Here is a 15,611-nt window from a genome sequence, read left to right as displayed (position 1 = left end):
CTTACTCGTCAGCGCCGTCCGAGCCGTCGGCGTCGGCGGTCGACCCCGTCGGCCCACCGTCGGTGAGTTCAGATTGCGGACTCGAGTCAGTGTTCGAGTCCGAGTCGACGTCGGCGTCGACAAGGGCTGTCTCGGGTTCGCTCTCGCTGAAATACGACGCGAGCCGCGCACCGACGAGACTGATCACGATCGCCGTTACGACGAACAGGGCCAGCCGTTCGCCCGCAGTCACCGCGAAGCTCTCGTTCGAGAGGGCACCGAACTCGTAGGCCGGGACCACGAACGGTTCGATGACGCGCTGTTGCTCGAGGAAGTATGCCGAAAAACCGCGGATGACCAGCCCGACCGAGACGACAATAAAGGGCAGACTGAGGTAGGAACGACGGATCGGCTCGTCACTGATCGCCTCGTCAAGCAGCCGACCAGCACTCGCCGTGAGCGCGGCCATCACGAGCCACGGCACGCTGTCGAAGGCAAACTGCATCGCCGGAATCACCACTCCAGGAGGATCGTCCAGACTCGAGACACCGAGTGCGCCCGCAAAGAGCCCGACAAACGTCAGGCCGGCCGCAACGACGTAGGTGACGACCGAGACCTGTCCGGAGTACAGCGACTCACGCGCCTGATGGGCGAGTCCGGTAACGAGTTCGTCGATGTTGAAGCCCTTATACAGGAGAAAGACACCGATAACGGTCGTGATCGCCGCGGCACCCTCAGCAGGGCCAACGACAGTCGCGAGCATCGGGAAGACCAACAGCGTGAGCCCGATCGGAACGAGCACGGTCTGGCGGAGCTCCTCGTCGGCGAGAAACTGCTTGAGCAGGTAGTACGTCGATTCGATATCTCGAGCCTGTCGGACGACGACACGGTCGACCGAGTCGACCTGCATCCGGCTCTCGACGATCGGCACCAGCCGCTCGTCTTCTGCGCTGTCGATGACGACGACAGCTGAGTCGGGATCGTACTCGGCAACGAGTTCGTCGAGCTGATGGGCGACTGCTCGATCGGCCGAGACCATCGACTCTCGGTCCCCCGAGACGACCGCGACGACGACGTCTTCGTTCTCGTCGCGTAAGTCCTGGGCGACGCGTAGTGTCTCGAGCAGCGAATTCACTCCCGAGTCCTCCGGATCCGCCAGTCCGACGTCAGTTACCAGCGCGCGGACTGCTTCCCAGCCGACAACGGGCGACCGAAGGCCGGTCTTGCGCCCCACGTCGTCGGTCCGGTCGAGGCAGACGACCAGCGTTGTCACGGTAGCCGTTCCATGCTGTGTGACGATAAAACCACTTACTCGTTCGACGCGTCGACAGCGTTGGCAGATGGGTTAGATCCGCAGTCGAAACTCTCGATCCTCCGCGATACCGGCGATACCGGCGCCGAAGGCGTAGGCCAGTTGCTGGGTGCCAGTGCCAACGCGAGCCATCAACGGCCGCTCCGGCTCGAACTCTTCGACCGCGACGTCGTCTCTATCGAGCCGATCCGCCAGCTCGGTCTCGAGTTCCCGACGCGTGCCGAGGTGGTCGACCAGCTCCATCTCGTACGCTTCTTCGCCGAGGTAGATCCGAGCCTCGGTGTCACGGACGAACTCGGGTTCGAGGTCACGTCCATCGCTGACTCGCTCGACAAACGTCTCGTAGTAGTCGTCGATCAACCCCTGGAGATACTCGCGTTCGTCGTCCTCGAGTTCCTTCAGGGGCGTGCCGGCGTCTTTGTACTCGCCCGCAGCGAGTCGTTCATACGAGAGGCCGACTTTCTCGGCGAGATCGTTCGCGTTCACGCGCGACCCGATGACGCCGATCGAACCGACGATACTGCCGTCGCGAGCCCAGAGCTCGTCACAGCCGCTTGCAATCCAGTAGCCACCGCTCGCACAGACGTCAGTCGTGTAGGCGATCGTCGGGCCGTCGAACCGCTCGGCAGCGAGTCGAATATCATCGCTCGGCACGATTTCGCCACCCGGCGTGTTCAGCTTCAGCAGTAATGCGTCGACGTTGTCGTCCTCATCAGCCCGGTCGATCTGGTCGACGATGTCGTCGGCCGGCGTCCCCCGTGGACTCGAGGGCAGGCGTCCCCCGCCACCGTCGCGAGTAATCGGCCCCTCGACGGCGACCTCGGCGACGTCGTAGCCCGGAAACAGTGAGCCGGCAACGTTTCCGGCGATCCGGATCCCGGCAACGACAACGACGAGCGCCACGAGGACGCCGGCCAGATCGGCAAGCGACTCCGGATAGACGACGAACAACGAGACCCCAATCGCAGCAAACACCGCGGTCCCAACCGCGACGATCAACAGACGTGCGATCCCACGACCGCTAGCCATCGGCAACACCTCGTGTCATGGCAGCACCTGTGGCTGCCGTCGAGTTAAGCGTACGTGTTCAGACGCAGTCAGCTCGCAGCCATGGCTGGCGCCTACAGCCTCAAAAACATCCGCAGAAAGACACAGGTGGACGAACCGCGTTAGAGCAGCCCCGTCTTCTGGAGCTTCATCAGGTCCTCGGTGTCGAGGGTTTCGCCTTCCTTGAACTTCTGATAGATCTCTTCGGCCTCTTCTTTGGCCGCTTCTTTCTTTTTGTCGCGCTGGGATTTGCGCTGTTCTTCTTCTTTCTTGTCCAGTTCGCGCAGGCGCTTCTGGACGCGGACGAAGTCCTCGTGGTGGCGGTCGGCGGCCTCCTGGGCCTCGACGAAGGACTCGTGCATCTCGTCGGCCTCGTCACGGACGTCGTCGGCTTCGCGGTAGGCCTCGATCATCTGGTTGTGATGTTCCTGGGCCTTGTCCGCAAGCTCCGTGACCTTCTGGTGGTGTTTCGAGGCTTCCGAACGCACTTCTTCGGCTTCCTCGACGAGCTCCTCGAGATCCTCGTTCTGGTCGAGTTTCTGCTTGCGCTCTTCGTACTCCTCGCGCTTGGACTCGATCTTCTCGATGAGCTCTTTCTCGTCTTCACTCGAGAGGACTTCGGTCTGCTGTTTGAACTCGAGTTGCTCGATTTCCTCTTTGAGCTCCTCGAGGTCCTTGCCCTCGTCGAGTTCCATGTCGGACTTGAGCTTCTCGACCTTGTCGAACAGCTTGTTGGCCTCGGCGTTGAGCTCGTTACGGCTGTCCTTGTGTTCCTGGACCTGCTCGTTGAGCTCGTCACGCTTTTCGCGGTGTTCCTGGGCTTTGTCGACCTTTTCGCGCGTCTTGGCGTTCAGGTCGTCGCGCTTGGATGCGCGCTCGGAGGCCATCTGATTCAGATCGTTTCGCCGATCTCGGAGCTGCCCGGCCATCTTGATAAGCTGGCCTTTCGATTTGTTTTCTAGGTCGTCCTCTGTAAGTTCGATGTTCTGTGATTCGTCTACCATGTGTTAGTCAAACCTCTGTGCCATACCCGCACCGGGGGCGATCGGCGTCTCGAACGGAGCCGACACCCGTCGCTCGGGGGTCAGTCCAGCAGTGGGAGACGCGACTGTGTGCAGCGTTCGCTCACAATCTGCGAAACCTCGGTGAATAAGATTTCCTGTCATCGATCGTCGAGCGATACGCGCCCCGGTGGCGTTCTGGTATCAGATTCTACTGTCGCCTTCAATTTAAATGTACCGGTCGTAAAACCCCTGAAAACAGTTGACACGGCCGTCCTCGGCTGTGTTGGGCCGTGACACGGGTGTTGCGACAGTATATAAACGGTCGCGGTCGATCACCCCGCTCGATGGAACTCTATCCGGGATGCCCTCCGGTGGTTCACTCGACTCAGTTCGTCCCTCAAGCAGGCATCGCGCTCACCGGTCGTGTCTGCCGGGCTGCCGTCGCTATGGTAACACCTGAACCGATGTCCACACAGATCGCATAGCCGTCAGGCGATCTGGTGTGCAGTGACGTCCAGTGGCTGCGATAGTGGCACCGCACGCCTGACCTGCAGGGTCGAATCGATCTGTACCGCCAGGTTCGACCCTGCAGTCGACGCTTGGGAGGGGACTAGTTCAGAGACCGCGGGTTCGTCAGAACAGATTCTCGAGTCGGTCGTCGGTGAACTGGTCGGCGTGATCCGCCTGTTCTGTCTCCTGTTTTCGCTTTGCCTCGCGTGCGCGCTCCATGAACTCCTGAATCCGGTCGGAGCGTTCCACACCGCCGAGTAAGACGAGCGCGCCGAGCCGGTCGCTCTCGAGCGGGAAGTCGCCGCCGCGAACCTGCATGCTGCCAGTTTCGTCCTCGAGCCAGCGCCGCGCTCGCTCGACGCCTTTCCGAGGGATCCGGTCGGGGTCGCCGGCGATAACCAGCAGGGCCGAGTCGGCTGTCGTCGCCTCCGGCAGACTCGTCCCCGTCAGCAGCGCCTGTCGCGAGACGCTCATCGCGGTTCGAATGTTCTCGGCGCTGTCCTCGCTTGCGATTTCGGTCGCATATCCGAGGGCGGCGATCCCGCCCGCCCGCAGCGTGTTGATAACCTCGCTCGAGTCGACGACGCTTTCGCCGACGCCCTCGACGGCCTCGCCGGAGGCAAACAGCAGGCCAACGCGCTTGGCGATCCGTTCGTTGATCGTTTCGAACGCCCCTTCGACGCTTTCGCCCTGTGCGTGCCAGGCGTCGTTGTCGACGAGCAGCGTCGAGTCGGCCTCCCGGATAATCGTCTTCAGCGAGCGGCCAGCGTTGGCCTGGTACAACGCCCCCTCGTTTCGTCCCGGCAGGATGCCAAGCGCATAGACGGGGACGTCGTGGACCTGCTGGAGGTGATGGACGAGCACTGGTGCGCCGCCGCTGCCGGTGCCACCACCGAGGCCGGCGACGACGAAGATCGCCTCAGCACTCGAGGTAACACGACCGTCGAGCGCGCCCAGTACCTGTTGGATGTCCGACTGCATGACTTCCGTGCCGAGTTCGTTGTCACCGCCGACGCCATGTCCGTTGACGCGGTCTGCGCCGATCAACTGGGTGTCGACGTACTCGAGCGACTGGAGGTCGGCTTTCGCGGAGTTGACGGCCAGCGCGCCTTGAACGGCTCCAAAACCCATGTTCGCATCGAATCGGGCGAGTCGTTCAGTGACTTTACCGCCGGCCTGCCCAACACCGATCAGGGCAACTTTCATGTCACGTGTATGCAACGGTGTCCTGTTGAACGTTCCGGTAAAACTGTTAGTCAGCTTAAAAAGACGGTCGCTGGCTGGAAGCTGCCTGTATAGCAATGCCTTTCTGCCCGATACCCGTTCGTTCTGCCATGTTCTACGAACAGCGGATGACCGTTCCCGACTCGCCCGCTGCTCTCCGCACAGCGTACGAGGCCGATCTCAGATCGGTTATCGACCAGTACGGCCCCGACGAAATCGCCAACCGGACCGAGATCGACGCCGAAACCGCCAGCGCGCTTCTCGAGGGAGAGTCACCCGAACTCACACTCGAGGCGGTGGCCCAGATTCAGGCACTCGAAGACGGCGAACCCGACGCAGACGAGCTAGTGATGATCGCCTGTGAGCATCTCCTGTTGGGGATGTCGACGGCTGTCCTCGATGTCGACGCCATCGAAACCGAACTCGAACTCGATCTCGATGCCAAAGAGATCCAACAGAAGATCGAACGGCGCGCGCCGATGTCTTTCGAGGAGTTCGTCCACATCCAGTACGTGATCGCCGACGGCGCGCCCTGAGCCTCGAGGGTCAGTGGCAGCCAGTATCGCTGCGAGCAGGGGGGTTATGGTGGTTCATACCCGACTGTGGACATGGACGTTGCAATTTTAGGCTGTGGCCACGTCGGCCTCGAGCTGGGCCGACAGCTCACCGACCGCGGTCACGATGCGATCGGAGTGCGTCGATCCGACGAGGGTATCGAGGCGATCACCGAGGCCGGCTTCGAGGCCGTACAAGCGGATCTAACCGACCGGGAGGCCCTCGAGGCCGTGCCGGACGTCGACGCGATCGTCTTCGCCGCCAGCAGCGGTGGGCGTGGTGCAGACACAGCCCGCGAGGTGTACGTCGGAGGACTCCGAACGGCAATCGAAGCGTTCGGCGAACGTGACGCGAGCCCCGAACGGCTGGTGTACACCTCTTCGACGGGTGTCCTTGGCGACCACGACGGCGACTGGGTCGACGAGGAGACGCCGCTCGAGCCGACGACCGAGAAAACCGAGGTGCTCGCCGAGGCCGAGCGAGTCGCCCGCGAGTTGCCACCCGAGTATGGGTTCGATGGCACGGTCGCCCGCTACGCCGGCCTCTACGGTCCCGGCCGCTATCGTCTCGAGCGCTATCTCGAGGGGCCGGTCACTGAAGGCTACCTGAACATGGTTCATCGCGACGATGCTGCAGGAGCCGTCCGGTATCTGCTCGAGGAGGATCTCGCTCGCGGGGAGGTCGTCCAGGTCGTCGACGACGAACCCGTCGACAAATGGACGTTCGCCGACTGGCTCGCTGCGGCCTGTGACGTCGCCCAGCCACCGAAACGGACGAAAGCCGACCGACTCGAGGAGACGGACCTTTCAGAGGCCGCTCGGCGACGAATTCTGACGAGCAAACGCTGTTCCAACGAGAAACTGCGAGAGTTGGGCTATGCGTTCGCCTATCCCACGTATCGAGAGGGGTATCGCGACGCGATCGACGGCTACCTGAAAGAAACACACGACAACTGACGAGCAGCCGTCAGTCGCGGGGGAAAATTCTTGAGGATTCGATATAATTGTGTGATATGCTAAACCAGTCCATCTCGAGACGCAGTGCGTTCCTCGAGATGGACGTGTTGGTTCTCGAGCCGATCGTCGACACGGCACGATCTCTCGAGCCGCTGGTACTCTCGTTGCTCGTGGTGGCGACCGTTGGAGTCGTCCTCAGTGGCTGGTGGGTCGTTCGCTGGTTCCGGCGGCCGCCCGGTGTCCATCTCCAGCGACTGCTGGCCAACTACGACGACATTGCCGTGTTGATGCACCCGAACCCGGATCCAGACGCGATGTCGTGTGCAATGGCTATCGACGAGATCGCGGCGTCTGTCGGCACCGACGCGACATTACAGTACACTGGCGAAATCCGCCATCAGGAAAACCGAGCGTTTCGAACCGTCCTCGATGTCGACCTCGAGGCGATCGAATCGAGTTCACAGCTCGCTGCTGACGCCGTCGTCCTCGTCGATCACAACACACCACGTGGCTTTGCGGGTTCACAGACCGTCGAGCCGATCGCAGTTATCGATCACCATCCCGGAAATGGGACCGGAACAGAGTTTACCGACGTCCGCACGGAGTACGGCGCTGCGTCGACGATTCTCGTCGAGTATCTCGACGAACTCGATGCGTCGATCGGTCCCAGAGACACGGGTCGATTCGACGTCACTGAAGCGCTCGTTACCGGGTTGCTCTACGGGATTTTGTCCGATACGAACCACCTGACGAACGGCTGCTCGCGAGCGGAGTTCGACGCTTGTGGCGTGCTCTTTCCGAGCATCGACGAGGATCTCCTGGATCGGATCGCCAACCCACAGGTCAGCGACGACGTGTTGCAGGTCAAGGCGACGGCGATCACCGAAAAACGCGTCGAAGGGCCGTTTGCCGTCTGTGATGTCGGCGAACTCTCGAACGTCGACGCGATTCCCCAGGCCGCAGACGAACTCATGCAGCTCGAGGGTGTCACGGCGGTCATCGTCTACGGCGAAAACGACGGTACAATCCACCTTTCGGGGCGCTCTCGAGATGACCGGGTTCATATGGGAGAGACACTTCGCCACGCAACCAGCGATGTGCCGATGGCCAATGCGGGTGGCCACGCACGGATGGGAGGTGGGCAGGTATCCGTCGATCACATGGAGGGGATCGGTCCTTCCGATGGGATCACCAGGGCTGAGTTCGAAGACCGGCTCTTTTCAGCGCTGGCCGGGGAGCGATAGCGTGGTCGACGTCCACGTCCTATTCGGCGTCGGCTGCGTCGGCAACGAGCGCGCGGGTATCCTCGAACAGCGCGTCCGCTCGCTCTGGATCACGCGCTTCGGCAGTCACACGGATCACGGGTTCAGTCCCACTCGGACGGACGAGCGTCCAGCCGTCGCCGTGGTCGATCCGGATACCATCTAACGCATCGATCGCTAACTCGCGCTCGCGGACTGTCGCTTCGATGCGATCCATGACGGCTGTTTTATTCTCGACCTCGAGCGACGTTCGCCGGATCGGATACGTCTCGAGGTCGTCGACCGCGTCGCCGAGCGGGCCGTCTCGAGCGACCATCGCTGCGAGTGTACAGGCCGCCAGTGGCCCGTCTGGACAGAGCGTTTCGTCGGGCCAGATCCAGGCACCGCTGGGTTCGCCACCGAAGACGACCCCAGGCTCGGTCGCCCGTTCTGCGACGTAGACATCACCGACGGCTGTCCGCGTCACGCTGGCTCCGACAGCCGCAAGCGCGTCGTCGACGGCGAGACTCGTATCCACCGGAGCAGCGACTCGGTCCCCATCACTCGCTGCTTCGCGGGCGAACAGCGCGAGGAGGAGATCCTTCGGGACGAACTCGCCACGCTCGTCGACGGCCATCATCCGGTCGCCGTCACCGTCGTGGGCAACGCCGAGATCGGCGTCCGTCGCGCCGACCAACTGTTGGAGATCCGTTAGCGTCTCCGCATTGGGTTCGCTGGGCCGACCCGGGAATCGCCCGTCCTGCTGGGCGTTGAGCGTCCGAACCTCACAGCCCAGTTCGAGCAGCGCATCCGCCGTCACGCTGCCGGCACCATTGCCGACGTCGACGACCACCTCGAGGCCGTCGACCTCGCCAACACTGTCGACAACCGTCTCGACGTGGCGCTCGAGCACACCGTCGTGGTGGCTCCGGTCGCCGAGACCGGTCCAGTCCTCGAGGTCGTAGCGCTCGTTCTCGACGCGATCCGTAATTGCCGCCCGGCGCTCAGTGTCGAACGCTTGCCCGCTTGGCGACCAGAGTTTGATCCCGTTGTCTTTAGCCGGGTTGTGTGAGGCCGTAACGACGACGCCCGCATCGGCCTCGAGCCAGTCGACAGCGCGGGCGACGGTTGGCGTTGGCGCGACACCGACCTCGATGACGTCGCCGCCACACTCTCGGACGCCGGCAGTGAGTGCGTCGACCAGTATCGTTCCGCTCTCGCGGATATCACGGCCAACGACGACGCGTTCATACCCCTCTGAGGGCAGCGCACGACCGACGGCAAGCGCCAGTTCGGCCGTGACTTCGTCGCCGACCTCGCCGCGAATACCGCTCGTTCCAAACATGCTCGAGGGATAGCACGAGCGGGTACATAAACATCCAAACTCCGTCCGGCATTCTGAGAGGAAACCGGTTCGAACGGAGGCCGTCCTGAGTGGTGCGCCGCTCGCACAGCAGACGGTGAACGCAAGACCGCGTTGTGTGGCTCGATGCCCCGGAAACGAGCGGTCGTGTTCGACCAGCCCATCTGTGGTGCTTGCGGACACGAACTGAATCGTCGCGCCCGTGGTAAACGCGCCGCTTAAGTTACTTGGCCGATGTAGCCCGGATAACGATGGAATTCTGTGACGAATGCGGTTCGATGATGAAAGCCAACGACGGCATCTGGGAATGCGGGAGCTGTGGCTATACGAAACCGAAAGGCGACGCGTCCAAATACACCGTCACGGACGATCAGGAAGCAAGCGAGGTTATCGAATCCTCTGGGGAGACGTCGCTGCCGGAGACCGACGCCCACTGTCCCGAGTGTGGGAACGACCGCGCCCACTGGTATATGCAACAGATCCGGTCGGCTGACGAATCCGAGACGCGCTTTTTCATCTGTACCGAGTGCGAATACAAGTGGCGCGAAGACGATAACTGAGCGACTGACGGCGCCAGACGTGCAGTTTCGGGCGGGTGAGCCGATCGCGGCTGCGAAAAATACCAGAACAGTTAGTTATGTCTGACGTACGTTTATGTTGCCGGACGGACCGCTAGGAGATATGTCGAAAAATCGCGTCGAGCAACTCGAAGCGACAGTTGCAGAACTCGAGTCGACGGTCGAGGGCCTGACGGACGAACTCGTCGAATCGAAAGAACGAATCCGGGTTCTCGAGGCCGAACTGGACACCGAGACGCCGACCCGCGTACCCGAGCGACGTGTCCGTACGGAAGAGACGGCAAGCGAAGACGACACCCAGGAGGCTGCACCCGACGACGTGGCCGAAGCCACGGCTGATGCAGACGTCGAAGACGAGACGACGACCGACGAAGCGGAAGACTCAGGTAGCGACGACATTATTGTCGCATAACTGCGTGGCGGCGTCGCGACCCACACTCGACTCGCGACCGTCCGGCCATGATTCCCTGCTGTGACGAAGTTGGCTAAAGTATGTATATCAAGGCACTCGTTCTGGACAATTTCAAGAGCTTCGGCCGCAAGACGAAGATTCCGTTTTACGAGGATTTCACTGTCGTCACTGGACCGAACGGCTCCGGCAAATCGAACATCATCGACGCCGTCCTCTTCGCGCTCGGACTGGCTCGAACCCGCGGTATTCGCGCCGAAAAGCTGACCGATCTGATCTACAACCCCGGTCACGAAGACGGCGACCGGTCGGCCGGCCCCCGTGAGGCGACCGTCGAAGTCGTGTTGGACAACAGCGACGAGACGTTGACTCGCTCGCAGGTCGTCAACGCCGCCGGCAGCGACGACGTCGGCGACGTCGACGAGATTCGCATCCGCCGGCGAGTCAAAGAGACCGAGGACAACTACTACTCCTACTACTATCTGAACGACCGCTCGGTCAACCTCTCCGATATTCAGGACCTGCTCGCACAGGCTGGTGTCACACCCGAGGGCTACAACGTCGTCATGCAGGGCGACGTCACCGAGATTATCAACATGACGCCGCATGCTCGTCGAGAGATCATTGACGAGATCGCCGGTGTCGCGGAGTTCGACGCGAAAAAGGAAGACGCGTTCGAGGAACTCGAGATCGTCGAAGAGCGGGTCGACGAAGCTCAACTTCGTATCGAGGAGAAACGCGACCGACTCGCCCAACTCGAAGACGAGCGACAGGAAGCCCTGCGATACCGACGGTTGCGGCGTGAACAAGAAGAGTACGAGGGCTACAAGAAGGCCAGCGAACTCGAGGAGAAACGCGACGAACTCGCGAGCGCCGAAAACCGTGTCGATGATCTCGAGGAGGAGTTGACGGACCTCCAGCGTGAACTCGACGAACGGCAGGGGAAAGTCGTCCGCTTACAAGAAGACCTCGAGGACTTAAACGCCGAAATCGAGCGCAAAGGCGAGGACGAACAGCTCCGGATCAAAAGCGACATCGAGGAGATCAAAGGCGAGATCTCCCGACTCGAGGACAAGATCGAGACCAGCGAGGGCGCGATCGAAGACGCCGAATCGAAGCGCCGCGAGGCGTTTGTCAAGATCGACCGCAAACAGGAACAGATCGAAGAGCTCGACGGCGAGATCCGCGAGCACAAACTCGAGAAAGCACAGGTCAAAAGCGAGATTCAGGACCGGGAGGCCGAACGCGAGTCACTCGAAGCAGAGATCGACGCCGTCGACACCGAGTTCGACGAGCTGAAAGCCGACCTCGCCGAGCGCAAAGACGAACTGGAGACGGTCAAAACCGAGAAAAACGACCTCCAGCGCGAACAGGACCGCCTGTTAGACGAAGCCCGACGGCGTTCGAACGAGATCAGCGAGAAAGAGTCGACGATCGAGCAACGCCGCGAGGAAATCCCTGAGATCGAGAGCAGACGGGCCGACCTCGAGCGCGAACTCGAGAAGGCCGAGACGAACCGCGAGAACATCGCGGGCGTCGTCGACGACCTCAAACGCGAAAAGCGACGGCTCCAGTCGGACGTCGACGACATCGACGATAAAATCCAGGCGAAACAACAGGAGTACGCCGAACTCGAGGCCAACGCGGGCAAAAGCGGCGACTCCTCGTTCGGTCGCGCGGTGACGACGATTCTGAACGCAGGGATCAACGGCGTCCACGGCGCGGTCGCCCAGCTTGGGACCGTCCCCGGCGAGTACGCCGTCGCCTGTGAGACGGCCGCAGGCGGGCGACTCGCGAACGTGGTCGTCGACGACGACGTCATCGGCCAACAGTGTATCGACCACCTCAAATCGCGCAACGCAGGCCGGGCGACGTTCCTCCCGATGACGGACATGCACAAGCGCCGGCTCCCCAACGCCCCGAGCGATCCCGGCGTGGTCGACTTCGCGTACAACCTCGTCGAGTTCGACGGCCAGTACGCCGACGTCTTCTCGTACGTCCTCGGCGACACGCTGGTCGTTGAAGACCTCGAGACCGCCCGCTCGTATATGGGCGACTATCGGATGGTCACACTCGACGGCGACCTCGTCGAGAAAAGCGGCGCGATGACCGGCGGCTCCGGCGGCGGCTCACGCTACTCCTTTACCGGGGGCGGCGAGGGCCAACTCGAGCGCGTCGCCACACAGATCACCGACCTCCAGGACCAGCGTGAGTCCCTTCGCGAGGAGCTTCGTGGCGTCGAAGAGCGCCTCGACGATGCCCGCGACCGCAAGACCGATGCCGCAGACGAAGTGCGCTCGATCGAAACCGAACTCGAGAGTCTCGCGGACAAACGCAAATCGATCGAAGCCGAGATCGACACCCTCCAGAACGACCTCGCCGACCTCGAGGGCGAACGGGAGTCCGTCGACGAACGGATGACCGAACTCTCAGGCGAGATCGAGACGAAGACAGCGGAAGTCGAGGAGATCGAAGCCGAGATCGACGACCTCGAGACCGAACTCGCAGACTCGAAGATTCCCGAACTGACCGCGGAAATAGAGGCCCTCGAGGACGAAATCGATGAGCGCGAAGACCGCATCGCGGATCTCGACAGCACACTCAACGAACTGAGCTTAGAGAAGGAGTACGGCGAGGACGCGATCGAAGACCTCCACGACGACATCGAGACGGCTCAGAATCGGAAAGCCGAACAGGAAGCTCGAATCAACGACTGTGAGGACGCTATCGCCGAAAAGCGCGAGACACTCGAGGACAAACGGGAGGCCGTTGCCGAACTCGAGGACGAACTCACCGACCTCAAAGCGGAGCGCAGTGACCTCAAAGAGGAACTGTCCACGGCCCGAACCAAACGCGACCAGCAACAGGATCGGGTCAACGCCGTCGAGAGCAAACTCGAGGATGCACGCAGTCGGCTGAGCGACCTCGAGTGGGAAATCGAGAGTCTCGAGGCCGAGGTCGGCGAGTACGACCCCGAGGACGTGCCCGACCACGAGACGGTTCTCGAGATGATCGAGGTGTTGCAGGCGGATATGGAGGCGATGGAGCCGGTGAACATGCTTGCGATCGACGAGTACGACGACGTGCGGGAGGATCTCGAGGAACTCGAGGACGCGAAAGCGACGCTGGTCGAGGAAGCCGAGGGGATCCGCGATCGGATCGAACAGTACGAGACGCTGAAGAAACAGACGTTTATCGACTCCTACGACGAGATCGCCGAGCAGTTCACGGAGATTTTCGAGAAGCTTTCGGAGGGGACCGGGACGCTGCATCTGGAGAACGAGGCCGATCCGTTCGACGGTGGGTTGACGATGAAAGCCCAGCCCGGCGACAAGCCGATTCAGCGACTCGATGCGATGTCCGGTGGCGAGAAGTCGCTGACGGCGCTGGCGTTTATTTTCGCGATCCAGCGCCACAACCCGGCCCCGTTCTACGCGTTAGACGAGGTCGACGCCTTCCTCGATGCCGTCAACGCCGAGCGGATCGGCCAGATGGTCGATGAACTCTCCGAGAAAGCGCAGTTCGTCGTCGTCTCGCATCGCTCTGCGATGCTCGATCGATCCGAGCGAGCCATCGGGGTGACGATGCAACAGGACAACGTGAGTGCGGTGACCGGAATCGATCTCAGCAGCGACGGCGATGGAGAGGAGGTGCCGGCAAGTGACTGAGGAGAACGACGATATTCCGCTGCAGATCGCCGGCCACGAAGACCGCGAGCGACCGGGACAATCTGACTCGGACACAGCTCTCGTCACCGATGCTGGCTCGAGTGACGAGGCTCGAGCATCCCCTTCAACGGTCCTCGAGTTTTCCGAAGATGACGAAAACGAAACGGGAACCGATAGCGACGACGTCGAGCCCGTCGAACTGCTGGTCCAACTCGCCAAAGACGGCGAGATCGATCCCTGGGATATCGATATCGTCGCAGTGACCGACAAGTTCCTCGAGGCACTCGACGAGGCCGACCTGCGGACCTCCGGTCGCGCGCTGTTTTACGCGAGCGTGCTTTTGCGGATGAAAAGCGACGAGCTGTTCACGCCGGACGAACCCGAGGAAGCGGAGCTACCGCCGTGGGAGGCGCCCTTTGCAGACGACGGACCGATGGACAGCGGTGATGGCGACGGCGGGCCGGCTCCCGGCTTCGACCCTATCGAGAGCCTCGAGGCGGAGATGGAACGTCGCCTCGATCGCAAACACGCCCGTGGAAAGCCGGAGACGCTCGACGAACTGGTTCGGGAGCTCCGAAGCGCCGAACGGGAGACGCGATGGAAGGAGTCTCGAAGTTACGACACGAGCGACTCGCCGCGTGGGTACGACCGCGGGATGCAGGAGCTGAACTACCACTCGGGCGATGATTTCCGCGTCGACGACGAGCCCACAAGCGACGACGTGACGCATACGACCCACGAAGAAGACATCGAAACGGTCATCGATAACGTCGAAGGAGAACTCGCTGGCCAGTACGACCAGGGCCGCGAGGAAGTGTTGTTCGCCGAAATCGAAGGCGTCGGCGGCTCACGCGTGATGACGTATCTGGCGTTGCTCTTTCTGTCTCACCGCGGTCGAGTCCGTCTCGAGCAAGACGAGCTGTTCGGCGACCTCTGGGTGCAAGACGCGACAGTGGCGACGGACTCGAGCGAATCGATCGCCGACTGATCGCACAGTAGAACCCGATTTCGCACGATCCTCCCCGCTTGAGCGACGACAAGCGGTTACTCAGCGGTTCCAGCTCCCAGAAGCGAGTCGCCGTGGTTCGTCCCGATCGTTGCGAGCACGAAGAGAATGGTGATGATGGTGCCGAGCATCACGCCGGGAAGCGCGAGCACACCAAGCAGGGAGGCGACCAGCAGACTCGTACTCGCAGCGATCGCCGTCGCGTAGTAGTCGCTGACGAAATACCCGATGATCGACCGTTCGGCGTCGTCGTCGGGTGCATCATCCCGATACGGCTCGAGATGCGGGCGAAAGATCTCTATGCGATCCGTCGCTCGAACGATACCGCGGGACTTGTTGTACTCGATGACGCCTTTTTTGTCGAGTTTCGGAAGGTGTGACTGGTACAGCGGAATGTAGACACGCTGGCGTTGGGTGGACGTCAACTCCGCAACTGTCGTCTCGTGCTCGAGGGCGGCGACGTGTTCGGCGATGTCGCGCATTTTGACGGACTCCGCATCCATATCGAGCAGGTAGCGAATGGTGTCTCGCCTGCGGTTCGTCTGTAAGAGATGAAAGATTTCGTCCTGAGAGAGTTCCGGGGACTCCTCGAGTGAGGGCGAACCAGCAGCACTGTTTGAACTGCGGGGAGGGAGGACTGATTGGGGACTCATACGCTTCACTCTGAGCAGGATTTCATGACAACGCAAACCTTTCTATATTCAGAGATTCCTTTGTACTTTTATCCTATTTCAGAAATATATCCAATCTTGAGAAGAA

Annotated in this window: 13 protein-coding genes; 7 read left to right on the top strand and 6 right to left on the bottom strand. The window is 61.6% G+C overall.

Features of this window, described 5'->3' with window-relative positions:
• Position 1: 1 nt before the first annotated feature.
• The 4 genes from DV706_RS16055 to DV706_RS16040 form a co-directional block, all read right to left on the bottom strand.
• Positions 2-1,252 (bottom strand): DUF373 family protein, encoded by a 1,251-nt coding sequence (locus tag DV706_RS16055; protein ID WP_006067890.1) that lies wholly within the window; start codon positions 1,250-1,252, stop codon positions 2-4.
• A 72-nt stretch (positions 1,253-1,324) separates the two neighbouring features.
• Complete coding sequence (sppA, locus tag DV706_RS16050) at positions 1,325-2,320, bottom strand: signal peptide peptidase SppA (protein ID WP_006067891.1); 996 nt, start codon at positions 2,318-2,320, stop codon at positions 1,325-1,327.
• A gap of 140 nt (positions 2,321-2,460) precedes the next feature.
• The gene (locus DV706_RS16045; RefSeq protein WP_006067892.1) at positions 2,461-3,342 is read right to left on the bottom strand and encodes a coiled-coil protein; all 882 of its coding nucleotides are present in this window, start codon (positions 3,340-3,342) and stop codon (positions 2,461-2,463) included.
• A 633-nt stretch (positions 3,343-3,975) separates the two neighbouring features.
• Complete coding sequence (locus DV706_RS16040; protein ID WP_006067893.1) at positions 3,976-5,058, bottom strand: tubulin/FtsZ family protein; 1,083 nt, start codon at positions 5,056-5,058, stop codon at positions 3,976-3,978.
• A 128-nt stretch (positions 5,059-5,186) separates the two neighbouring features.
• Between DV706_RS16040 and DV706_RS16035 the strand changes: the two genes are divergently transcribed.
• From DV706_RS16035 to DV706_RS16025, 3 genes are all read left to right on the top strand, one after another.
• Positions 5,187-5,612 carry a DUF5791 family protein gene (locus tag DV706_RS16035; protein WP_136350761.1) on the top strand — a complete coding sequence of 142 codons (426 nt, stop codon included), beginning with the start codon at positions 5,187-5,189 and terminating at the stop codon, positions 5,610-5,612.
• Positions 5,613-5,684: 72 nt separating this feature from the next.
• A complete protein-coding gene (locus DV706_RS16030; RefSeq protein ID WP_006067895.1) occupies positions 5,685-6,587 on the top strand; it encodes an SDR family oxidoreductase in 903 nt (300 codons plus the stop codon).
• Between the two features lie 98 nt (positions 6,588-6,685).
• The gene (locus DV706_RS16025) at positions 6,686-7,831 is read left to right on the top strand and encodes a DHH family phosphoesterase (RefSeq protein ID WP_394295358.1); all 1,146 of its coding nucleotides are present in this window, start codon (positions 6,686-6,688) and stop codon (positions 7,829-7,831) included.
• 19 nt (positions 7,832-7,850) lie between these two features.
• Here DV706_RS16025 and glmM read toward each other — a convergent pair whose 3' ends face one another.
• Positions 7,851-9,173 (bottom strand): phosphoglucosamine mutase, encoded by a 1,323-nt coding sequence (glmM, locus tag DV706_RS16020; protein ID WP_006067897.1) that lies wholly within the window; start codon positions 9,171-9,173, stop codon positions 7,851-7,853.
• 269 nt (positions 9,174-9,442) lie between these two features.
• Between glmM and DV706_RS16015 the strand changes: the two genes are divergently transcribed.
• The 4 genes from DV706_RS16015 to DV706_RS16000 all read left to right on the top strand — a co-directional run bounded on the left by DV706_RS16015 (position 9,443) and on the right by DV706_RS16000 (position 14,834).
• Positions 9,443-9,751: a transcription factor S gene (locus DV706_RS16015; protein WP_006067898.1), complete on the top strand. Its 309-nt coding sequence runs from the start codon at positions 9,443-9,445 to the stop codon at positions 9,749-9,751.
• A 121-nt stretch (positions 9,752-9,872) separates the two neighbouring features.
• Positions 9,873-10,181, top strand: a complete 309-nt coding sequence (locus tag DV706_RS16010; protein ID WP_006067899.1) for a DUF7518 family protein — start codon at positions 9,873-9,875, stop codon at positions 10,179-10,181.
• An 80-nt stretch (positions 10,182-10,261) separates the two neighbouring features.
• Entirely contained in the window at positions 10,262-13,846 is a 3,585-nt protein-coding gene (gene smc / locus DV706_RS16005) for a chromosome segregation protein SMC (protein ID WP_006067900.1), read from the top strand.
• Entirely contained in the window at positions 13,818-14,834 is a 1,017-nt protein-coding gene (locus DV706_RS16000; RefSeq protein WP_049890001.1) for a segregation and condensation protein A, read from the top strand. Before smc ends, DV706_RS16000 begins: the two co-directional genes overlap by 29 nt.
• A 56-nt stretch (positions 14,835-14,890) precedes the next feature.
• Here DV706_RS16000 and DV706_RS15995 read toward each other — a convergent pair whose 3' ends face one another.
• Positions 14,891-15,505 (bottom strand): DUF7344 domain-containing protein, encoded by a 615-nt coding sequence (locus DV706_RS15995; protein ID WP_049890002.1) that lies wholly within the window; start codon positions 15,503-15,505, stop codon positions 14,891-14,893.
• Positions 15,506-15,611: the final 106 nt, after the last annotated feature.

The organism is Natronorubrum bangense, from assembly GCF_004799645.1.
Lineage (GTDB): Archaea > Halobacteriota > Halobacteria > Halobacteriales > Natrialbaceae > Natronorubrum > Natronorubrum bangense.
Note: the sequence above shows the minus strand (reverse complement) of the source record. Positions and strands in the feature narration are given on the sequence as shown.